This is a genomic window from Mesorhizobium sp. P2_C4 (assembly GCF_056404575.1).
This window is the reverse complement of record NZ_JBFUDT010000003.1, coordinates 28,319-47,906: the sequence shown is the minus strand read 5'-3', so window position 1 is coordinate 47,906 and position 19,588 is coordinate 28,319. Positions and strand designations below refer to the sequence as shown.

The window sequence follows — 19,588 nt, the reverse complement described above, 5'->3', positions numbered from 1 at the left end:
TGTGGCCCAAGTCGCGCGGCCTTGACGCGCCTTGCAGCCTGACCCACAACAGCCGCCCATGAGCCCCCACGACGTCGTCATCACTGGCATTGGCCTTGTCTCCTCGCTAGGAGAGGGTCCGGATGCGCACTGGCAGAAGCTCGCTCAGCCGGGCCTGACCCCCGTGCTCGAAGCCGCGCGCTTCTTGCCCTACACCGTCCATCCCTTGCCGGAGATCGACTGGAACCTGCAGATCGTCAAGCGTGGCGATCAGCGGCAGATGGAGACATGGCAGCGGCTCGGCACCTATGCCGCCGGCCTGGCGCTGGACGATGCCGGCATCAAGGGCAATGACGAGCTCTGCGCGACCATGGACATGGTGGTGGCCGCCGGCGGCGGCGAGCGCGACGAGGCGGTCGACGCGGCCATTCTCGCCGCTTCGGAAAGCCGCAACGACCGCGACGTGCTGCTCAACGAGAAGCTGACCACGGAATTGCGCCCGACGCTGTTCCTGGCCCAGCTTTCCAACCTGCTCGCCGGCAACATCTCGATCGTTCACAAGGTGACCGGTTCCTCGCGCACCTTCATGGGTGAGGAAGGGGCAGGCGTCGCCGCTGTCGAGACGGCTGCCGCGCGCATCCGCTCCGGCCAGTCGACGCATATACTGGTCGGCGGCGCCTTCCAGACCGAGCATTCCGACATGCTGCTTGGCTATGAACTGGCCGGCTATCTGCACCGCGGCGCCTGGAAGCCTGTCTGGCAAAGGCAAGGTGCCGAGGGCGGCGGCGTGGTGACCGGATCCGGCGGCGCCTTCCTGGTTCTCGAACAGCGTGAGCACGCGACCAACCGCGGGCGAAAAATCTATGCCGAACTCGGCCCGGTCGTATCCGGGCGCGCCAAGCGCCGGCAGGGCGAACTCGACGCCAGCATCGCCGCGCTCATCAAGCAGGCTGCCTTGCCGAACGGCGAGTTGCTTGCCATCTCTGGTGCCTCCGGCGCGCATGCCGCGACCGCGGCCGAGAAATCGGCGCTCGATGCCAATCCGGCGATATCAGCCCGCGGCTTCTCGACTTTGACCGGCCATATGAAGGAAGCGCAGTTTCCCTTCGCCGTTGCGCTGGCGGCGCTGGCCGTCGACCGCAAGGCCGCCTACCCCGCTTTTGACGCTGTAGCCGAGAAGCCATTCAAAGGCGTTCCGAAAACCGTGCTTGCAACCGCGATCGGCTATCACCAATTCGAGGGCTTGGCGCTGGTCAACGCTGCCGACTAAGGGTTCAAGAAAAAATGGCCAATCTGAACGACCATATGGGCAGGCCGATCGTCGCCGTCACCGGTATCGGCGTGGTGACCTCGCTCGGCGTCGGCAAGACCGACAATTGGGCGGCACTGACCGCCGGCAAGTCCGGCATCCATCCGATCACCCGCTTCCCGGTCGATCATCTGAACACGCGTATCTCGGGCATGGTCGACTTTCTGCCGTCCAGTTCCAAGGGCGCCAGCCTCCTGACCTACGAACTGGCCGAGACGGCCGCGCGCGAAGCTGTCGCGGAATCGGGTCTTGATTCCGGCGATTTCGGCGGACCGCTGTTCCTCGCCTCGCCGCCGGTCGAACTCGACTGGAGCGAGCGGTTTTCGCTCTACAATTCCGACAGCCAAAACGCCGGCGCCGAAAGGCTGCTGCGGGTGGCGCGCGGACTGAAGGAACTCGATATTTTCGAAACCACCCAGTTCGGGTCAATCGCCGACCGGCTTGCCGACAGCTTCGGCACGCGCGGCCTGCCGATCACGCTGTCGACCGCGTGCGCCTCGGGCGCCACCGCCATCCAGCTCGGCGTCGAAGCAATCCGCCGCGGCGAATGCGACCGGGCGCTGGCGATCGGCGCCGACGGCTCGGCCACCGCCGAGGCGCTGATCCGCTTCTCGCTGCTGTCCGCACTTTCGACCCATAACGACATCCCGGAGAAGGCATCCAAGCCGTTCTCCAAGGACCGTGACGGCTTCGTACTGGCCGAGGGCTCGGGCGCGCTGGTGCTGGAATCGCTGGAAGCGGCTCTTGCCCGTGGCGCGACCATCCTCGGCATCCTGCGCGGCTGCGGCGAAAAAGCCGACGATTTTCACCGCACCCGCTCCAAGCCCGACGGTTCGCCGGCGATCGCCGCGGTCCGTGCCGCCCTTGCCGATGCAGGCTTGAGCAAAGACGAGATCGATTACGTCAACGCCCATGGCACTTCGACGCCTGAAAATGACAAGATGGAGCATCTGTCGCTGTCGACGGTATTCGGTGACCGGATCGGCTCGATGCCGGTCTCGTCGAACAAGTCGATGATCGGCCACACACTGTCGGCGGCCGGCGCGGTCGAGGCGGCGTTTTCGCTGATGACCATGCGCGAAAGCGTCATCCCGCCGACCATCAACTACGACAATCCCGATCCGGCGATCGTCCTCGACGTGGTGCCGAACAAGAAGCGCAACGCCGAGGTTGGCACCGTCCTGTCGAACTCCTTCGGCTTCGGCGGCCAGAACACTTGCCTTGTCATGGCGCGGGAACCGGTCTAAGCGACCTCTTTCCGCCAATCAGAACCGACAGGCTCAATGCGCGCATTGCAACTTATCGAGGATCGCCGTCTTGAGACGGTGGATCTGCCGCCTCCCCCGCCGCCTTCGCTCGGCGAAGTCACGCTGCGCATCAAGGCAGTGGCGCTGAACCACATCGACGTCTGGGGCTGGCGCGGCATGGCCTTCGCCAAGCGCAAGCTGCCGCTGGTCGTCGGCGCGGAAGCCTCCGGCGAGGTCGAGGCCGTCGGTCCCGGCGTATCCAATCTGCTGCCCGGGCAATTGGTGTCGATCTATGGCGCCCGCACCTGCGGCCTTTGCCGTGCCTGCCGCGAAGGCCGCGACAATCTCTGCGAGCATGTCTCCGGCGTTCATGGCTTCCACCTCGACGGCTTTGCGCAAGAGAAGATCAACCTGCCGGCCCGCCTGCTGGTCCCTGCCCCGCCCGGCGTGACCGACATTGGCGCGGCCGTCGCGCCGGTCACCTTCGGCACCGTCGAGCATATGCTGTTCGACAATGCCAGGCTGCAGCCAGGCGAGACCATTCTGGTCCATGCCGGCGGCTCCGGCATCGGCTCGGCCGCCATTCAGCTGGCGAAGAAGATGGGCTGCACGGTGATCACCACCGTCGGCTCGAACGAGAAGATCGACAAGGCGCGAGCGCTGGGTGCCGACCATGTCATCAACCACCGCGACGACCGCTTCGAAGGCGTCGTGCGCAAGCTGACCAAGAAGAAAGGCGTCGACGTCGTGTTCGAGCATGTCGGCACTGACACTTTTGCCGCCTCGATGCTGTGTCTGAAGCGCGGCGGACGCCTGGTGACCTGCGGCTCGACCTCCGGCGTGTCGACGCAGATCAACCTGATGCAGCTGTTCCAACAGCAGTTGAAGCTGCTCGGCTCCTTCGGCTGCCGCATGGAAAACATGGCCAACGCCATGCAGAAGATGGCGGCGGGACAGGTCGCGCCGGTCATCGACACCGAAGTCGGCTTCGGCGATATCGACGCCGCTCTGAAGCGCATGGAAGGCCGTGACGTGTTCGGCAAGATCATCCTGCGCGTCGACTGAGAATGGTCGGCAAAGTGCTCAGGAAAGCCCGCAGAGACTTCATGTTTCGCTATGGCCGGCGGCTTCGCCAGATGGAGCATTGGCTGGTCGCGCGCCTGGCCATGACGATCATCTCGCTGCTGCGCCTGCTGCCGGCCGACAAGGCGCTCAATTTCGCCGACCGCGTCGCCCGCCGCATCGGACCGCGGGTCGGACGTCACCGGGTGGCGGTCAACAATCTGCGCCTCGCCTATCCGGAAAAGAGCGACGCCGAGATCGAAGCCATCGCGCTCGACATGTGGGGCAATATGGCTCGCCTCGCCGCCGAGTACATTTTCCTCGACGCGCTTTTCGACTATGACCCGAATGCAACCACGCCCGGCAGGGTCGAGGTTCGCGGCGCCGATCATTTCGTCGAGATCGCCGGCGAGCAAAAGCCGCACATCCTGTTCACCGGCCATCTCGGCAATTTCGAGCTGCTGCCGGTGGCCGCCGCCACCTTCGGCATGAAGATCACCGCGCTGTTCCGCCCGCCCAACAATCCCTATCTCGCCGACTACATCCACTCGACGCGTCGCTCGACGATGGGCGCCTTGCTGCCGTCTTCGACTGGCGCCTCATTTGCGCTTGCCGCCATTCTGGAAAACGGCGGCAATATCGGCGTGCTGGTCGACCAGAAATTCTCGAGCGGGCTGGAGACGACCTTTTTCGGCCGTACCTGCCAGAGCAATCCGGTGCTCGGCATGCTGGCCCGCCACTATGACTGCGACGTCTATCCCGCGCGCTGCGTCCGGCTGCCGGGCAACCGTTTCCGGCTCGAGATCGAGGACAAGCTGACCTTGCCGCGCACCGAGGCCGGCAGCGTCGATGTTCCCGCCACCACCCAGCTTCTCGCTGATGTGGTCGAACGCTGGGTGCGCGAGGATCCCGGCCAATGGATGTGGTTCCACAAGCGCTGGGAGATCAGTGGCCGTCGCCGCAGCCGGCGCGGGCAGGCAAAGGAAGCCGCCAGCTAGATCCCGAACCAATGGTTCGCGCAGCGAAAAACGAACCCGTCACTTCGGAAAGATCAAGGTCAAACAAGAAGATAGAGCCCCGTCCTCATTCCATCGGATTGGACCGGACTCCGAACCCTTCTCTTCGCAACATTGCCTCGGTGGTTGCCAAGCTCATCCGCCATTGCGGGCAAAAAGCGTGCAACGAGAAAAAGCCGCGGAGATTTCCCTCCGCGGCTTTCGGTCGATTCTGTGTCCGCTTTGACCCGTTGGACGCTGCTAGAGCATGATCCCGAAAAGTGGGAACCGGTTTTCTCGGACAAAAACGGGAACCGTTTTGTCCAGAGATCATGCTCAAACAAGAAAGCTAGAGCCCCATCCCGATTTCATCGGGATGGAACAGGCTCTAGAACAATGGGACGATAATGTTCGGTCGGTACGTATCCATCGTGGCGCCGTTGCGATCTTCGTCGAGCAGCGTGTCGGAACCGAAACTTGCCCGCAAGCCAACTACATATTTGTGAACGTTTATGCTTCCGCCGCCGATACCGCCGCCTGCGGAGATGTGGTCCAGCTGATAGCGCCCGAACAGCGAGATGGGCGTGCCGGAAAACCGGTACATGGCCTGCAGCGCTCCAGAGACGGTGTCGAGATGGGCGCCAAATCCCGAGAGCCGGGAAAAACCGAGTTCGCCGTCGAAGCGAAGATTGTCCTGGGCGAAATAGCGCACTACACCCCGCCCACCCCAATTGTCGAAATGCCCGGATTCTCCTGAGGCCCGAAGCTGACCGTAGTTAACCTGGCCATAGAGGGTGACATTGCCCATGTATAGCTGGGCCTCGGGTCCGACCGCGAAGCTGTAGAGGTTCGGGCCGCCAAAGTCGCCGCCATAGCCGGTGACCGACGCAAAGCCGCCAAGCGCATAGGTGCTCGGATCGCGCCAGTAGCCGTGAACAGCACCGCCGTAGCCGTAGATGTTGTTGTCCTCTACCCAAAGCGAATCGACGAACGCGTCAGTCTGTATGTTCCAGCGCGAATCGATCGGGAAATTGACTCGGCCTACGCCGCCGGCGGTCGTTGCCGTTTCGTGCCCACCTTCGGCCGACAGATAAATCCCACCGAGATAGGCCTCGACGTAGCCGGAAATATGCGGCTGGGTGATAGCGGGATCCATGACTATCGGAGCGACGGCATCGGCGGCGAAGGCCGATGTGGCTGTTGCAGCAAGCGCCGCGCCAAGAAGAAGTCGATACATCACAGAACCCCCTCGTCTTTTACCTATTCGGCATCTACCATCAATGTCCACTGACGCAAGCATAAGTAGCGTCAAACCCGGCAGACGGGCCGAGTTAGTTGGCCAATGCGATATTCCTGCAACATTTGGCGCCAAAGTTGTTTGAAAACACGCAAGCAACCACATGCCAGCCAGACGGACGTGGAACACTGCCGTCCGCCAGGATCGCCTGTCTCTTCGTCAACGCAGAGTTAGTTGGTGACGACGATCCGAGTGTTGCCAAAGCCGACTTCGCGCACCATCGAATAGAAGGTTGCCGCATTGGCAGTGTGCAGACGTACGCAGCCATGCGATGCGGGGCGCCCAAGCTGTCTGACCGCACCCGTGCCGTGGATGGCGTAGCCGCCGTGGAAGAACACCGAATAAGGCATCGGCGACATATGGTACTTTTTCGAATACCACATCCGCGCCGTGCGTTGCGGCCGGTAGGTGCCGCGCGGCGTGAAATAGCCAGGACGAGCCGTGGAGACGGTCCACCGGTAAATCGACAGGCCATATCTGACAGTCATCGTCTGCGACGACACGTCGATACTCGCTTCCAACATGGCCGCGTTGCTTGCGGCCGGCGCCCCAAACAGCGCTGTTGCCAGCATCGCTGCTGCAAATAGAATCGACTTCTTCATGCGATCAAACCCCTTTGATGCCCCTTGCCTGCCCAGCTTCACGCCGTATTTCAGTTTTTTAAAGACAGGTGAATGAAGTAACACACACTCATTGACAAATTCGCCAATCTAAAGCAGCGAATTTGAACGATTTTCCCGCCATAGTTGCTGCAACGACACGCAACATCGACGGGGGTGTCGGGCTTGCAAAACCACCCCTTTGCCTGCTCAAATCGCCGGATGAACGAACGACTTTTTAAAGCAGTCGACGATCGGGTCGATGATCTGGTTGCGCTGACTGCTGAGCTGATCCGCTTTCCGACCATCAACCCGCCCGGCGAGGCCTATCGTCCCTGCGCAGAATATGTCGGCGCGCGACTGAAGAAGCGCGGCTTCGAAATCGAATTCATCCGCGCCGAAGGCACGCCCGGCGACAGCGACCGCTATCCGCGCGTCAATGTCGTCGCCCGCTTCGACGGCCGCTCATCCGGCGCCTGCGTCCATTTCAACTCGCATATCGACGTCGTCGAAGCCGGTGACGGCTGGACGGTCGATCCCTTCGCCGGCATCGTCAGGGACGGCAAGGTCTATGGCCGCGGCGCCTGCGACATGAAGGGCGGCCTGGCCGCCTCGATCATTGCCGCCGAAGCCTTCATGGACGTCTTTCCAGACTTTCCCGGCGCCATCGAAATATCGGGTACGGTCGACGAGGAGTCCGGCGGCTTCGGCGGCGTCGCCCATCTGGCAGGGCTCGGCTATTTCTCAAAACCCAGGGTCGACCATGTCATCATCCCCGAGCCCTTGAACAAGGACCGCATCTGCCTTGGCCATCGCGGTGTCTGGTGGGCGGAGATCGAGACCAAGGGCGAAATCGCGCATGGCTCGATGCCCTTCCTCGGCGACAATGCGGTGCGCCACATGGGCGCCGTTCTGCAGGCCTTCGAGGATGAGCTGTTTCCTGCCCTCGATCGCAAGGTGACCCGCATGCCGGTCGTGCCCGAGGGGGCAAAACGCTCGACCATGAACATCAATTCGATCCATGGCGGCCAGACCGAGGATTTCCGGCCCGGCCTGCCCTCGCCCAACGTGCCGGATTCCTGCCGGCTGACGATCGATCGCCGCTTCCTGCTGGAAGAGGATCTGGGCACCGTCAAAAGCGAAGTGACCGATATCCTCGAGCGGCTGAAGCGCGAGCGCAAAAAATTCAACTACGAAATTCGCGACCTGATGGAGGTGCTGCCGCTGATGACTGAGCGCGACGCCCCGGTGGTCAAGGCGGTGGCGCAAGGCATCATGGCGATCTTCGACCGCGAACCCGACTATGTCATTTCGCCCGGCACCTACGACCAGAAGCACATTGCCCGCATCGGCCACATCTACGACTGCATCGCCTATGGTCCGGGCATTCTCGACCTCGCCCACCGGCCCGACGAATGGGTCGGGATATCGGACATGGTGGAATCGGCGAAGGTGATGGCGATCGGGCTGAACGTGCTGCTCAGGGGCGCCGGCCCCGGCGGCACGCTTTGATTGGCCAGGCCGGCAGTTTGAGAAAAACATTCCCCCCGACAGGCTCGCGCAGCATGAAACGCGATTTACTATGGCTGAAAATCACGCTTCTATCCCCCTGGTTTTGAGCACATTGGGAGTTGCACGATGAAATTGTGGAAAACCATTCTCGCCGCCGCGGCGCTGGCGCTGGCCACTGGCACCTCGGCTTTTGCAGCGCGCACCGACCTGGTCATCGGCATTCCGCTCGAACCACCGCATCTCGATCCGACCGCCAGTGCCGCGGCAGCGATCGACGAGGTGCTTTACGCCAATGTGTTCGAGGGTCTGACCCGCATCGGCCCGAATGGCGAGGTGCTGCCGGATCTCGCCGAGAGCTGGACCATTTCCGATGACGGCAAGACCTACACGTTCAAGCTGCACACCGGCGTGAAATTCCATGACGGCACCGACTTCAACGCCGACGACGTGAAATTCTCGCTCGACCGCGCCCGCGCCGACAATTCCGTCAACGCGCAAAAGGGCCTGTTCGCGGCAATAGACAAGGTCGACGTCGTCGACCCGGCGACAGTGAAAGTCACGCTGAAGAACCCGCAAGGCTCCTTCCTCTACAATATGGGCTGGGGTGACGCGGTCATTGTCGCGCCGGAGACAGCCGACACCAACAAGGAAAAGCCGGTTGGCACCGGCCCGTTCAAATTCCAGAGCTGGGCCAAGGGCTCGTCGATCACGCTGGTGAAATCCGACACTTACTGGGGAGCGCCCGTTTCTCTCGACAAGGCCGAGTTCCGCATCGTGCCTGACGCCGCCGCTGCCGTGCCGGCGTTGCTCTCCGGCGACATCCAGGCCTTCCCGTTCTTCGACCCCGACAGTGTCGCGCAGGTCAAGGACGACTCCCGCTTCAAGGTGGTGATCGGCGCCACCGAGGGTGAAACCATCCTGTCCATCAACAACAAGAAGCCGCCCTTCGACAAGCTGCAGGTCAGGCAGGCGATCTCCTACGCGCTCGACCGCAAGGCGATCATCGACGGCGCCTCGGCTGGCCTCGGCGTGCCGATCGGCTCGCATATGTCGCCCGCCAGCAAGGACTATGTCGACCTCACCGGCCGCTATCCGCACGATGTCGCGAAAGCCAAGGAACTGTTGAAGGAGGCGGGCCTGGAAAATGGCTTCAAGGCGACGCTGAAGCTACCGCCGCCCTCCTATGCCAGGCTTGGCGGCGAGATCATCGCCTCGCAGCTTCGCGACGTCGGCATCGACCTGGAGATCATTCCGGTCGAATGGGCGCAGTGGCTGGATCAGGTGTTCACCAAGAAGGACTACGACCTGACCATCGTCTCCCACACCGAGCCCAACGACATCGATATCTATTCGCGCAAGGACTATTATTTCAACTACGACAATCCGGCCTTCGACAAGATCATCGCCGACCTCAACCTCACCTCCGACGCAGCCAAGCGCAAGGAGCTGCTGGGCCAAGCGCAGAAGATCCTGGCCGACGACGCCGTGGTCGGATTCCTCTACGAACTGCCGAAAGTCGGCGTCTGGGATGCCAAGCTGCAGGGGCTTTGGGAAAACGCCCCGATCCAGGCCAATGACCTGACCAAGGTGAAGTGGTCGGATTGATCTCGTTGTCGCGAGAAACGCGCTGCCCCGGAAACGGAAACCGCTTCCGGGGCAGATGTTTTTCCGGCAGGCTGTGCCGATGACCGCCTACCTCCTCAAACGTCTCATCATCGCCGTGCTCACGCTGGTGCTGGCCTCGATGGTGGTCTTCGCCGTGCTGGAGATTCTCCCCGGCGATCCGGCGCGGCTGATGCTGGGCCTCAACGCCAGCGCCGACCAGGTTGAATTGCTGCGCAACCAGATGGGCCTCAACGCGCCGCTTGCCTGGCGCTATCTGCACTGGACCGGCGGCTTGCTCAGCCTCGATTTCGGTCGCTCCTACACCTATTCGGTGCCGGTCATTGACCTCGTTCGCGAGCGGCTCGTCGTCTCGCTGCCACTGGCGCTGATCGCGCTCGCTCTCTCCACGGCTATTGCCATACCGGTCGGGCTGTTTTCCGCCAGCCGCCGTGGACAGGCCGGCGACACGATTGCGATGGGTGCGGCCCAACTCGGCGTCGCCGTGCCGAACTTCTGGTTCGCGCTGATGCTGATCTACCTCTTTGCCGTCTGGTTGCGGCTGGTGCCGGCCGGCGGCTTTCCCGGCTGGAGCGCCGGTGTGTGGCCGGCGCTGAAATCGCTGCTGCTGCCGGCGGTGGCGCTTGCCTTGCCGCAAGCGGCGATCCTGGCGCGCGTCACCCGCTCAGCGCTGATCGAAGTGCTGAACGAGGACTATATCCGCACCGCTCGCGCCAAGGGCCTGCCCTACCGCGATGTGCTTTGGCGGCACGCGCTGCGCAACGCCATGATCCCGGTGCTGACCATTCTTGGGCTGCAATTCGCCTTCCTGCTTGCCGGCACCATCATTATCGAGAACGTCTTTTACCTCCCCGGCCTCGGCCGGCTGGTGTTCCAGGCGATCACCCAGCGCGACCTGATCGTGGTCGAAAGCGTCGTCATGTTGCTGGTCGCCGCCGTCATCGCCGTCAACTTCGCTGTCGATCTCTCCTATGCGGTCATCGATCCACGCCTGAGAAGCCGGCAATGACACTGCGCTTCGAAATCCCTGAGGAGAATTTTGCCGGCATTCTGGCCAAGGCGTTCAAGAACCGCTCGTTCCTCGCCGGCTTCATCATCACCGTGCTGGTGGCTGCAGTGGCGCTGCTCTCCTACGTCTGGACACCTGACGACGTCACCAAACTGGTCATATCGGACAAGGCGCAGGCGCCATCGCTAACGCACTGGTTCGGCACCGACCATTTCGGCCGCGACATCCTGTCGATGATCATGGTCGGCGCCCGCAATTCGATCGCCGTGGCCTTGGTCGCCGTCGGCATCGGCATGGGCGTCGGCGTGCCGCTCGGCGCCTTCGCCGCGGCGCGCGGCGGCCTCGTCGACGAAGCGGTCATGCGGCTGAACGACCTTGTCTTCGCCTTCCCCGCACTGCTTTCGGCAATCATGATCACCGCCATCTTCGGCCCAGGTGCGGTCAACGCCATCATCGCCATCGGCATCTTCAACATTCCCGTATTTGCCCGCGTCGCTCGCGCCGGCGCGCTGGCGATCTGGCCGCGCGAATTCATCCTGGCGGCGCGTGCCGCCGGCAAGAGCACAAGCCTGATCACCATCGAGCATGTGCTGCCCAACATCGCCACGCTGCTCCTGGTGCAAGGCACCATCCAGTTCGCGCTCGGCATCCTGGCGGAAGCCGGCCTGTCCTATGTCGGGTTGGGCGCCCAGCCGCCAATGCCGAGCTGGGGCCGCATGCTGTTCGACGCGCAGACCCGCATGGTGGTGGCGCCGTGGATGGCGATCTTTCCCGGCATGGCGATCGTCATCACCGTGCTCGGCCTGAACCTGCTCGGTGACGGCATCGCCGACATTCTCGACCCGAAATCGCGGCGGCAGCGATGAGCCTGCTCGACATCGAGAACCTGTCGCTGACAATCGGCGACACGCCAATCTTGAAGGGCATCGAGCTGTCGGTCGCGCCCGGCGAAGTGATGGGACTGGTCGGCGAATCCGGCTCGGGCAAGTCGATGACGGCGCTGACCGTGATGCGGCTGCTGCCCTTTGCGGCACGCGCCACCGGGCGTGTCAGCTTCGACGGCATCGATATCCTGGCGGCGAGCGAAGACCAGATGTGCGCCCTGCGCGGCGACGACATCGGCATGGTGTTCCAGGAACCGATGACGGCGCTGAACCCGGTCAAGACCATTGGCGAGCAGGTTGCCGAAGGCATACGCTGGCACACCAAAGCCAGCCGCGCCGAGGCCGAAGATCGGGCGCGAAAAATGCTCGACCGGGTCGGCCTGCCCTCGGCGAAATTTCCGCTGTCGCGCTATCCGCACGAGCTGTCCGGCGGTCAGCGCCAGCGTGTCGTCATCGCCATTGCCTGCGCGCTGAAACCGAAGCTCTTAATCGCCGACGAGCCGACCACCGCGCTCGACGTGGTGCTGCAGGCGCAGATCCTCGACCTGTTGCGCGACCTCGTCGCCGAGAACCGCATGGGTCTGCTGCTGATCTCGCACGACCTCGCGGTTGTCACAGAAATGGCGGACCGCATCACCATCCTGCGCCATGGCGAGGTGATGGAGGCCGGCGACACCGCGCGCACGCTCTCCGGCCAACTGCATCCCTACACGCGCCAGCTGGCACAGGCGTCGATGCATGTGCCGGCGCGCCCCAGAACGCACGATTCCGGCCAGGGCAAGCCCCTGCTTCAGGTCGAAAGCGTGACCCGCGATTATCCGGGGCGGCGCACCTCGCTGTTCAGGCACGCGGTTCCAATCCGCGCCGTCGACGACGTCTCCTTCTCGATGGGACCGGGCCAGTCGGTGGCGCTTGTGGGACGCTCCGGTTGCGGCAAGTCCACGCTCGCCCGCATGATCCTGGCGCTGGACAAGTCGACCTCGGGGACAATCCGGTTTCGCGGCGAGACGATCACCGGCAAGGGCGAAGCCGACCTCAAGCCGGTACGGCGCGACATGCAGGTGGTGTTCCAGGACCCCTATGGCTCCTTCGATCCGCGCCAGAAGGTCGAAAGACTGGTGGCCGAACCGCTGCATGTGCTGGAGAAGAAACCGGCCCCCGGCGAGCGGCGCGAAATGGTGGCGCATGCGCTGCATGAGGTCGGCCTCAGCCCACGCGACATGGACAAATATCCGCATGAATTTTCAGGCGGCCAACGCCAGCGGCTGTCGATTGCCCGCGCCATCATCACCAGGCCGAAACTGGTTGTCGCCGACGAGCCGGTCTCGGCGCTCGACGTCTCGATCCGCGCCCAGATTCTTGACCTGTTCGCCGAGCTCAACCAGAAACTCGGCATCGCCTACCTGTTCATCACCCACGATCTGACCGTCGCCCGAGCCATCACCGACGAAGTACTGGTGATGCATGAAGGCAAGATCGTCGAGCGCGGCAGGACGAAGGAGGTGCTCGACCACCCGCAATCCGAGGCAGCCAAGGCGCTGGTCGCCGCTGCTCCGGATTTGCACCGGGCGATCGCACGGCGGATGCAGGAACAGGGGTGAGCAGCCGGTTCGCTGCCGTGCGTTCAGAAAGGCCTATTCTTCCGGCTTCACCACATCGACCGGGCTGATGTCGAGCAGGTCGAGCGTACGGCGCAACAGGCGCACCTCGCTCTCGGCAAGATGTGAATCGGCCTTGGCGATCTCGGCCATATGACGGGCGAGCAACTTGCGCCGTTCGACGTCGAGGTCGCGGAATTGTGCAATGGCTTGCGAGCCGTTGGTCTCGTAGCCGAACTCGTTGAGATACTCGATGACGCTGTCGATGCTGGCTTCCGGAATACCGAAGGCTTCCTTGCAGATGCGCCTGAAGGCGACCATTTCGCTCTCCGAGACCGAACCGTCGGCCAGGATCATGCGAAACAGCATCAAGAGTTCCGCCGAAAGCACCGGATCGTCCGCCACCTTGCGCACGCCGGGGTCGCCCTCGAAGATCGAACGTATCTGGTCGAGCAATGCCATTGCCATCAATCCCTTTTCGAATCGTTCATTCGTAGCGCGGAATCGGCCTTGCGCAAACCGGGTGGTCGTGGTCGAACCCGCTGCACCGTTTTCCCGCCCGAACGCTTCCCGAAATCCGATGTTCGATCCCGCCACCCAGACCGTCGCCATGCTCGCCTTCGCCGGCTTTGCCGCCGGCTTCGTGGATTCGATAGCCGGCGGTGGCGGCCTGATTACCATTCCAGCGCTGCTTCTCGCCGGGTTTTCGCCGGTCGCTGCACTGGGAACCAACAAGCTGCAGGGCATGTTCGGCTCCGGCTCGGCGACCATCCACTACGCCTCGAAAGGCCATGTCGACCTTCGCCGGCAGCTTCCCTCGGCGCTGCTGGCGCTTGCCGGCAGTGCAGCCGGTGCCTTGCTGGCGACAGTCGTGCCGGGCGACTTCCTGCGGGCGCTCCTGCCGCTGCTGCTGATCGCCATTGCGCTCTATTTCGCCCTCAAACCCAACATGGACGACGTCGACCGTGCAGAGCGCCTGTCGCCGTTCTTGTTCGGGCTGACTGTCGCGCCTGTGGTCGGCTTCTATGACGGCCTGTTCGGACCGGGCGCCGGCTCTTTCTACATGCTGGCCTTCGTCACGCTGGCCGGCTATGGCGTGCTGAAGGCAACGGCGCATACCAAGCTGCTCAATTTCGCCTCCAACATCGGCGGCTTCATCGTTTTCGCTGCTGTCGGCGTCGTCTACTGGAAGATCGGCCTGATGATGGGCGTCGCCCAGTTCCTTGGCGCCCGCGTCGGCGCCAGCCTTGCTATCCGCATCGGCGCCAGGCTGATCAAGCCGCTGCTGGTAATCGTGTGCCTGGCGTTGGCGACAAAGCTGCTGGCGGACCCCGCGAACCCATTGCGCCAGCTGATTGGTCTATAATCACGCGCCCTGATAGAATGTGAGCGTACGAATCATGTTGAGGAGGACCACACATGAATCTCAGTGCACCGACGCAAATGATTTTTATTATTTCCCTTGTCATCGCCATCATCGGCATTCTCGCCGCGCTTGGCGTTCTTGCGTTCATTCCCCTCGCATCAGTGTGGATTGTTCTCATCGCCTACATCGTTCTTGCCGCCGGCTGCATGATGCGCGGCGCCTAAACATCTCAGGCAACTCGGAGCGCCCGGCCACAAGCCGGGCGCTTTTGATTCTGGCGCATGGTCTGCTAGGTTCGCCCCGGAGGAAGGGCCAATGCCGGTCGAGACAGAGCGTCGCAAGGACCAGGACCGACCGGTCGCCGATCGGTTCGAGATGGTAAGGCGCGCGCCCGGCGATCGGCTCCAGGGTGCGGTAACCGACATATGCGGCTACCGCGAAACGGCGCCCGGCCATTTCCGTAACGTCGGATACGCGTCGCTGACAGTGCCGCTGGTCATCAGCTTCGCCGAACCTTTTTCCATCGGGCTCGGCAAGAACCCCGGCGACAATGACCGCTTCGCCAGTTTCGCTGCCGGCCTCTATGCCGGGCCGGTGGTGATCGAATCCTTCGGCGGCGCCTGCTGCATCCAGATCAATTTCACCCCGCTTGGCGCCCGCCGGTTCTTTGGCCGGCCGATGAGCGAGTTGACGGACACCATGGTTGGCCTCGACGATGTGCTCGGCCTTGAAGGCATCGCGCTGCGCGAACGGCTTGGCAATGCGCGGGACTGGAACACGCGCTTTGCCATCGCCGAGACCTTCGTCGCCACCCGCATGACCGAGACTCGCGAAACGCAAGCCGAAATCGCCTGGGCCTATGACAGGATCACGGCTTCGGGCGGCCGCATTCGCATTGGGTCGCTTGCCGACAGATTGGGTTGGAGCCGCAAGCATCTTGCCGGAAAATTCTCCAACGCAATCGGCGTTGGGCCCAAGACGTTGTCGCGCATCGTCCGCTTCAACCGCGCGCTCGGTCTGTCGAGACAGGGCGAGAACGATTGGGCCGACATCGCCGCCGACTGCGGCTATGCCGACCAGGCGCATCTGGTGCGCGAATTCCGCGACCTTGCCGGCCAAACGCCGACCGCGCTTTCTGTCCAGGCATAGATTCAAAGGTCACTCGAGCAATCGCGCCGTGCTCAGGTAACATTTCTTCAAGACGCCAAAGCAGCCTTCGCCCAGATTGGGGTATCGACCAACCCAACCGAAGGAGATTGTCATGCCCACAACCACTGAACCGCCCCGGCTTTACCCGACGCTGCGGTACAAGAATGCGGCCAAGATGATCGATTGGCTGTGCGAGGCCTTCGGCTTCAGCGTCCGTGCCCGCTACGGCGAAGGCGATGTCGTACATCATGCCGAGCTGAGCTTCGGCTCGTCGATGATCATGCTGGGCACCGCGCGCGACGACAAGTTTGGCAAGATGGTCGGCGCGCCGGGCTCCGGTGGCGGCAGAGCCATCTATGTCGCCGTCGCCGATGCCGACGTCACCTATCTCAGCGCCAAAAAGGCCGGCGCCGAAATCCTCGAAGAGCTTGTCGACCGCGACTATGGCAGCCGCGAATTCATCTGCCGCGACCCGGAAGGCAATGTCTGGTCGCTCGGCACCTATTGGCCGAAGGCAGGTGAACCCGCCAGCTAACGCGCGAGACCAAAAATTGCGTCACAGTCGAGATGGGTTTCCAGCTCGGCTGCGACCTCGTCCAGCGCCCGTTCGACCTCGGCGCGGTAGTCGATGCCGCCGCCTTTGAAGCCGAGGTTTTCCAGGAACCGGGCGCGAAAGGCGTCGGCGGAGAAAAGCCCGTGCAGATAGGTACCAGACACCTTGCCGTCAGAGGAAATGGCGCCGTCGTCGACGCCGTTGATGACGGCGGACGGCCGAGCCATGTCCGCACCGGTGGTGCGGCCGAGATGGATCTCATAGCCCTCCAGCGGCAGGTCGAACGGCACCGAGCGGGCGCTGACGTTGCGCACTGTCTTTTCCGGCTCCATCACCGTTTCGACGTCGAGCAGGCCAAGCCCCTCCGCCTCGGTGACACTGCCCTCGATGCCGTCTGGATCGCGCACCACTTTCCCCAGCATCTGGAAACCGCCACAAATGCCAACGACATGGCCACCGCGTTTCCTGTGAGCGAGCAGATCGCTGTCCCAGCCATTCTCGCGGAATTTCAGGAGATCGCCGATGGTCGATTTCGAGCCGGGAATGACCACCAGCCCGGCATCTTGAGGCAGGCGTTGGCCAGGCGGAACGAACACGACTTCCACCTGCGGTTCGGCCTTGAGCGGGTCGAGATCGTCGAAATTGGCGATGCGGCCAAGCATCGGCACCGCCACCTTCAGCGCCCGCTTCTCGCCGGACACCAGCCGTTCGAGCACGACGGAATCCTCAGAAGGCAGCCGTGCCGCCGCCTTCAGCCATGGCACGACACCAAAGCAGCGCCAGCCGGTGAATTTTCCGATCGCCTTGATGCCATCATCGAACAGCGAGACATCGCCACGGAACTTGTTGATAAGATAGCCGGCGATCATGCGCCGGTCCTCCTCCGGCAGGATCAGATGCGTGCCGGCGACCGAGGCGATGACGCCGCCTCGGTCGATGTCGCCGACCAGGATCACCGGCACATTGGCGCGCGTGGCAAAGCCCATATTGGCGATATCGCGGCTTCGGAGATTGATCTCGGCCGGCGATCCCGCACCCTCGACGATGACGAGGTCGGCGCCCTCGCCGACCTTCGCCCAGGAGTCCAGCACGGCATCCATCAGCCGGCCCTTCAACGCCTGATAGTCGCGCGCCCTCGCCTCGCCGAACACCTTGCCTTGCACCACCACCTGCGCACCGACATCGGTCTGCGGCTTCAGCAGCACCGGATTCATATGGACGGTTGGCGCCACACCGCAAGCAATCGCCTGCAGCCATTGGGCGCGGCCGATCTCACCGCCGCCAGCATTGTTGTCGCCCGGAATGTCGGCCACTGCGGCGTTGTTCGACATGTTCTGCGGCTTGAACGGCCGCACCTTCAGCCCACGCTTCTTCGCTGCGCGACAGAGACCCGCGACCAGCACCGTCTTGCCGACATCGGAGCCGGTGCCTTGCAGCATGATTGCCTTGGCCATCAGTTCCTGCCCTGCGCAACGGTTCCGGTGATCGTCGATTTCGCCGCCAGCGGTCCGCCGCGCCAGATGTAAAGCGCCAGCAAAGGCTCCTTGCCGGTGCGCATGGCGTGGTTCACATCAGACGCATGGTGGATCACCTCGCCCGCCGGGCGAACGCGAAGCCCGCTTTCACCCATGCGCCACTCAGTGCCGCCGGTCAGCGGGATGTAGATTTCCTCGGCGATGTGGTGATGGTCGGGATAGACGATGTCAGGTCCGAGGATCAGCAGGCCGCCCGCGACCTCGTCATTGACGAAATGGCCGCGCGTGCCGAACACCTCCAGCCAGCCATAATTGTCGATGAAGGCCTTGCCGAAATCCGCCTCGCTGTAGGTCTGACCCCAGCGCAAATCGTTCCGGCGCTCCGCCAACAGCTGTGCCAGCGGCCTGGCGCTCGCCGGCGCCAGTTCGACAATGCGGTCGAGTTGGTGAAGGCAGGTCAGCGTATGCGGTTCGAGCGATCGCGCCGGCATGTCCCAGCCGATCCTGGCCACGGCATCACGCACCAGCCTGTCGTCAAACGTTTCGAGAAAGTCGCGGAAGCGTTTGAGCAGTTCATCGAAATTTGTAGTCATGCTTTGGTCCGGACACCCATTCGCGCACAGCCGCTCCGCAGGTGGACCGGGTTGCGCGGCGGCATCATTGGTCTAGATTGGTGCCCGCGCAAAGCCAAAAACAACAGGCCAGCAAGCCAACCCCCAGCTGGGGAAACACAGGGAGCACGCCATGGACGCCGCTGTCGATGCGAGCACCAGCCAGTTCGAACTCAACGAGGACCAGCGCGCCATCCAGGAGATGGCCGAGGCCTTCGCCGCCGATCGCGTCGCGCCCAATGCGCTCGAATGGGATCGCAACAAGCACTTTCCCGCCGACGTGGTCCGCGAGACGGGTCCGCTCGGCCTCGGCGGCATCTATGTCCGCGACGATGTCGGCGGCTCGGGGCTGGGCAGGCTCGACGCCGTTTTGATCTTCGAGGCGCTGTCGCGCGCCGACCCGGCGTTTTCGTCCTTCATCTCGATCCACAACATGGCGGCGTCGATGATCGACCGCTTCGGCAGCGACGAGCAGCGCCAGCGCCTCCTGCCGAAGTTGACCTCGATGGAATGGCTGGCCAGCTATTGCCTGACCGAGCCCGGTTCCGGATCCGACGCAGCGGCCCTGAAGACGCGCGCGGTGAAAGGCGGCGCTGATTATGTGCTGAACGGCGCCAAGCAGTTCATCTCCGGCGCGGGAGACAGCGATCTCTACGTTGTCATGGCGCGCACCGGCGCCGATGGGCCGAAAGGCATTTCCACCTTTGTCGTGCCAAAGGACGCCCCCGGCCTGTCCTTCGGCGCCAACGAGCACAAGATGGGCTGGCACATGCAGTCGACCCGTCAGGTCATTTTCGAGGACTGCAAGGTGCCGGCGGAAAACCTGCTTTCGGCTGAGGGAGCCGGCTTCGGAATCGCCATGGCCGGGCTCGACGGCGGTCGGCTAAACATCGCGGCCTGTTCGCTGGGCGGCGCACAGTCGGCGCTCGACAAGGCGCTGTCCTACACCGCCGAGCGCGAGGCCTTCGGTTCCAAGATCAACCAGTTCCAGGCGCTGCAGTTCAAGCTTGCCGATATGGAAACGGAGTTGCAGGCAGCGCGCATTTTCCTTTACGCCGCCGCTTCGAAACTCGACCGCAAGGCGCCGGACGCCGGCAAATGGTCGGCCATGGCCAAGCGCTTCGTCACCGACATCGGCTTCAACATCGCCAATGACGCGCTGCAACTGCATGGCGGCTACGGCTATTTGCACGACTACGGCGTCGAGAAACTAGTGCGCGACCTGCGCGTCCATCAGATCCTCGAAGGCACCAACGAGATCATGCGCGTCATCGTTGCACGCGCCCTCATCGGCCGCTGACGCTACCAAAATCGGGAGAA

The 19,588-nt window shown here is 63.1% G+C and carries 19 protein-coding genes; 14 read left to right on the top strand and 5 right to left on the bottom strand.

Annotated elements, in window-relative coordinates; genetic code table 11:
• Positions 1–58 precede the first annotated feature (58 nt).
• From AC1DX6_RS12735 to AC1DX6_RS12720, 4 genes are read left to right on the top strand one after another with little or no spacing between them, the layout of a single operon-like run.
• The gene (locus tag AC1DX6_RS12735; RefSeq protein ID WP_477313801.1) at positions 59–1,249 is read left to right on the top strand and encodes a beta-ketoacyl-ACP synthase; all 1,191 of its coding nucleotides are present in this window, start codon (positions 59–61) and stop codon (positions 1,247–1,249) included.
• A 14-nt stretch (positions 1,250–1,263) separates the two neighbouring features.
• Complete coding sequence (locus AC1DX6_RS12730) at positions 1,264–2,535, top strand: beta-ketoacyl-ACP synthase (RefSeq protein WP_477313800.1); 1,272 nt, start codon at positions 1,264–1,266, stop codon at positions 2,533–2,535.
• A gap of 36 nt (positions 2,536–2,571) precedes the next feature.
• Positions 2,572–3,600, top strand: coding sequence for a zinc-binding dehydrogenase (locus AC1DX6_RS12725; protein WP_477313798.1), 1,029 nt, complete (start codon positions 2,572–2,574; stop codon positions 3,598–3,600).
• Between the two features lie 2 nt (positions 3,601–3,602).
• The gene (locus tag AC1DX6_RS12720) at positions 3,603–4,595 is read left to right on the top strand and encodes a lipid A biosynthesis lauroyl acyltransferase (protein ID WP_477313796.1); all 993 of its coding nucleotides are present in this window, start codon (positions 3,603–3,605) and stop codon (positions 4,593–4,595) included.
• A 385-nt stretch (positions 4,596–4,980) separates the two neighbouring features.
• Here AC1DX6_RS12720 and AC1DX6_RS12715 read toward each other — a convergent pair whose 3' ends face one another.
• Both AC1DX6_RS12715 and AC1DX6_RS12710 read right to left on the bottom strand, forming a co-directional pair.
• Complete coding sequence (locus AC1DX6_RS12715; protein WP_477313794.1) at positions 4,981–5,829, bottom strand: hypothetical protein; 849 nt, start codon at positions 5,827–5,829, stop codon at positions 4,981–4,983.
• A gap of 230 nt (positions 5,830–6,059) precedes the next feature.
• On the bottom strand, positions 6,060–6,491 hold the full coding sequence (locus AC1DX6_RS12710; protein WP_477313792.1) for a L,D-transpeptidase: 432 nt from the start codon (positions 6,489–6,491) through the stop codon (positions 6,060–6,062).
• Positions 6,492–6,710: 219 nt separating this feature from the next.
• On the opposite strand from AC1DX6_RS12710, the gene AC1DX6_RS12705 reads away from it, so the two are divergent.
• The 5 genes from AC1DX6_RS12705 to AC1DX6_RS12685 all read left to right on the top strand — a co-directional run bounded on the left by AC1DX6_RS12705 (position 6,711) and on the right by AC1DX6_RS12685 (position 13,117).
• The gene (locus tag AC1DX6_RS12705; RefSeq protein WP_477313790.1) at positions 6,711–8,000 is read left to right on the top strand and encodes an acetylornithine deacetylase/succinyl-diaminopimelate desuccinylase family protein; all 1,290 of its coding nucleotides are present in this window, start codon (positions 6,711–6,713) and stop codon (positions 7,998–8,000) included.
• A 126-nt stretch (positions 8,001–8,126) separates the two neighbouring features.
• Positions 8,127–9,605 carry an ABC transporter substrate-binding protein gene (locus AC1DX6_RS12700; protein ID WP_477313788.1) on the top strand — a complete coding sequence of 493 codons (1,479 nt, stop codon included), beginning with the start codon at positions 8,127–8,129 and terminating at the stop codon, positions 9,603–9,605.
• Positions 9,606–9,684: 79 nt separating this feature from the next.
• Entirely contained in the window at positions 9,685–10,632 is a 948-nt protein-coding gene (locus AC1DX6_RS12695) for an ABC transporter permease (RefSeq protein WP_477313786.1), read from the top strand.
• Positions 10,629–11,498 (top strand): ABC transporter permease, encoded by an 870-nt coding sequence (locus tag AC1DX6_RS12690; RefSeq protein ID WP_477313784.1) that lies wholly within the window; start codon positions 10,629–10,631, stop codon positions 11,496–11,498. The genes AC1DX6_RS12695 and AC1DX6_RS12690 overlap by 4 nt, the downstream gene beginning before the upstream one ends.
• Complete coding sequence (locus AC1DX6_RS12685; RefSeq protein WP_477313782.1) at positions 11,495–13,117, top strand: ABC transporter ATP-binding protein; 1,623 nt, start codon at positions 11,495–11,497, stop codon at positions 13,115–13,117. Before AC1DX6_RS12690 ends, AC1DX6_RS12685 begins: the two co-directional genes overlap by 4 nt.
• A gap of 33 nt (positions 13,118–13,150) precedes the next feature.
• On the opposite strand, the gene AC1DX6_RS12680 is transcribed toward AC1DX6_RS12685, so the two are convergent.
• Positions 13,151–13,582 carry a TerB family tellurite resistance protein gene (locus tag AC1DX6_RS12680; protein WP_477313780.1) on the bottom strand — a complete coding sequence of 144 codons (432 nt, stop codon included), beginning with the start codon at positions 13,580–13,582 and terminating at the stop codon, positions 13,151–13,153.
• A gap of 112 nt (positions 13,583–13,694) precedes the next feature.
• Between AC1DX6_RS12680 and AC1DX6_RS12675 the strand changes: the two genes are divergently transcribed.
• From AC1DX6_RS12675 to AC1DX6_RS12660, 4 genes are all read left to right on the top strand, one after another.
• Positions 13,695–14,480 (top strand): TSUP family transporter, encoded by a 786-nt coding sequence (locus AC1DX6_RS12675; protein WP_477313778.1) that lies wholly within the window; start codon positions 13,695–13,697, stop codon positions 14,478–14,480.
• 53 nt (positions 14,481–14,533) lie between these two features.
• The gene (locus AC1DX6_RS12670) at positions 14,534–14,704 is read left to right on the top strand and encodes a hypothetical protein (RefSeq protein WP_477313776.1); all 171 of its coding nucleotides are present in this window, start codon (positions 14,534–14,536) and stop codon (positions 14,702–14,704) included.
• Between the two features lie 91 nt (positions 14,705–14,795).
• Entirely contained in the window at positions 14,796–15,629 is an 834-nt protein-coding gene (locus AC1DX6_RS12665; protein ID WP_477313774.1) for a helix-turn-helix domain-containing protein, read from the top strand.
• A 112-nt stretch (positions 15,630–15,741) separates the two neighbouring features.
• Positions 15,742–16,164, top strand: coding sequence for a VOC family protein (locus AC1DX6_RS12660; protein WP_477313772.1), 423 nt, complete (start codon positions 15,742–15,744; stop codon positions 16,162–16,164).
• Here AC1DX6_RS12660 and AC1DX6_RS12655 read toward each other — a convergent pair.
• Together AC1DX6_RS12655 and AC1DX6_RS12650 are read right to left on the bottom strand one after the other, a co-directional pair.
• Positions 16,161–17,636, bottom strand: a complete 1,476-nt coding sequence (locus tag AC1DX6_RS12655; RefSeq protein WP_477313770.1) for a cobyric acid synthase — start codon at positions 17,634–17,636, stop codon at positions 16,161–16,163. The two genes, AC1DX6_RS12660 and AC1DX6_RS12655, sit on opposite strands and share 4 nt — an antisense overlap.
• Entirely contained in the window at positions 17,636–18,250 is a 615-nt protein-coding gene (locus AC1DX6_RS12650) for a dimethylsulfonioproprionate lyase family protein (protein WP_477313768.1), read from the bottom strand. The genes AC1DX6_RS12655 and AC1DX6_RS12650 overlap by 1 nt, the downstream gene beginning before the upstream one ends.
• A gap of 151 nt (positions 18,251–18,401) precedes the next feature.
• Between AC1DX6_RS12650 and AC1DX6_RS12645 the strand changes: the two genes are divergently transcribed.
• Positions 18,402–19,568 carry an isobutyryl-CoA dehydrogenase gene (locus tag AC1DX6_RS12645; RefSeq protein ID WP_477313766.1) on the top strand — a complete coding sequence of 389 codons (1,167 nt, stop codon included), beginning with the start codon at positions 18,402–18,404 and terminating at the stop codon, positions 19,566–19,568.
• The last annotated feature ends 20 nt before the right edge of the window (positions 19,569–19,588 follow it).

Bases quoted from the DNA above. Each gene is read 5' to 3' on its own strand.
- AC1DX6_RS12735 (WP_477313801.1), top strand. From the start codon at position 59: ATGAGCCCCCACGACGTCGTCATCACTGGCATTGGCCTTGTCTCCTCG.
- AC1DX6_RS12730 (WP_477313800.1), top strand. From the start codon at position 1,264: ATGGCCAATCTGAACGACCATATGGGCAGGCCGATCGTCGCCGTCACC.
- AC1DX6_RS12725 (WP_477313798.1), top strand. From the start codon at position 2,572: ATGCGCGCATTGCAACTTATCGAGGATCGCCGTCTTGAGACGGTGGAT.
- AC1DX6_RS12720 (WP_477313796.1), top strand. From the start codon at position 3,603: ATGGTCGGCAAAGTGCTCAGGAAAGCCCGCAGAGACTTCATGTTTCGC.
- AC1DX6_RS12715 (WP_477313794.1), bottom strand. From the start codon at position 5,829: ATGTATCGACTTCTTCTTGGCGCGGCGCTTGCTGCAACAGCCACATCG.
- AC1DX6_RS12710 (WP_477313792.1), bottom strand. From the start codon at position 6,491: ATGAAGAAGTCGATTCTATTTGCAGCAGCGATGCTGGCAACAGCGCTG.
- AC1DX6_RS12705 (WP_477313790.1), top strand. From the start codon at position 6,711: ATGAACGAACGACTTTTTAAAGCAGTCGACGATCGGGTCGATGATCTG.
- AC1DX6_RS12700 (WP_477313788.1), top strand. From the start codon at position 8,127: ATGAAATTGTGGAAAACCATTCTCGCCGCCGCGGCGCTGGCGCTGGCC.
- AC1DX6_RS12695 (WP_477313786.1), top strand. From the start codon at position 9,685: ATGACCGCCTACCTCCTCAAACGTCTCATCATCGCCGTGCTCACGCTG.
- AC1DX6_RS12690 (WP_477313784.1), top strand. From the start codon at position 10,629: ATGACACTGCGCTTCGAAATCCCTGAGGAGAATTTTGCCGGCATTCTG.
- AC1DX6_RS12685 (WP_477313782.1), top strand. From the start codon at position 11,495: ATGAGCCTGCTCGACATCGAGAACCTGTCGCTGACAATCGGCGACACG.
- AC1DX6_RS12680 (WP_477313780.1), bottom strand. From the start codon at position 13,582: ATGGCAATGGCATTGCTCGACCAGATACGTTCGATCTTCGAGGGCGAC.
- AC1DX6_RS12675 (WP_477313778.1), top strand. From the start codon at position 13,695: ATGTTCGATCCCGCCACCCAGACCGTCGCCATGCTCGCCTTCGCCGGC.
- AC1DX6_RS12670 (WP_477313776.1), top strand. From the start codon at position 14,534: ATGAATCTCAGTGCACCGACGCAAATGATTTTTATTATTTCCCTTGTC.
- AC1DX6_RS12665 (WP_477313774.1), top strand. From the start codon at position 14,796: ATGCCGGTCGAGACAGAGCGTCGCAAGGACCAGGACCGACCGGTCGCC.
- AC1DX6_RS12660 (WP_477313772.1), top strand. From the start codon at position 15,742: ATGCCCACAACCACTGAACCGCCCCGGCTTTACCCGACGCTGCGGTAC.
- AC1DX6_RS12655 (WP_477313770.1), bottom strand. From the start codon at position 17,636: ATGGCCAAGGCAATCATGCTGCAAGGCACCGGCTCCGATGTCGGCAAG.
- AC1DX6_RS12650 (WP_477313768.1), bottom strand. From the start codon at position 18,250: ATGACTACAAATTTCGATGAACTGCTCAAACGCTTCCGCGACTTTCTC.
- AC1DX6_RS12645 (WP_477313766.1), top strand. From the start codon at position 18,402: ATGGACGCCGCTGTCGATGCGAGCACCAGCCAGTTCGAACTCAACGAG.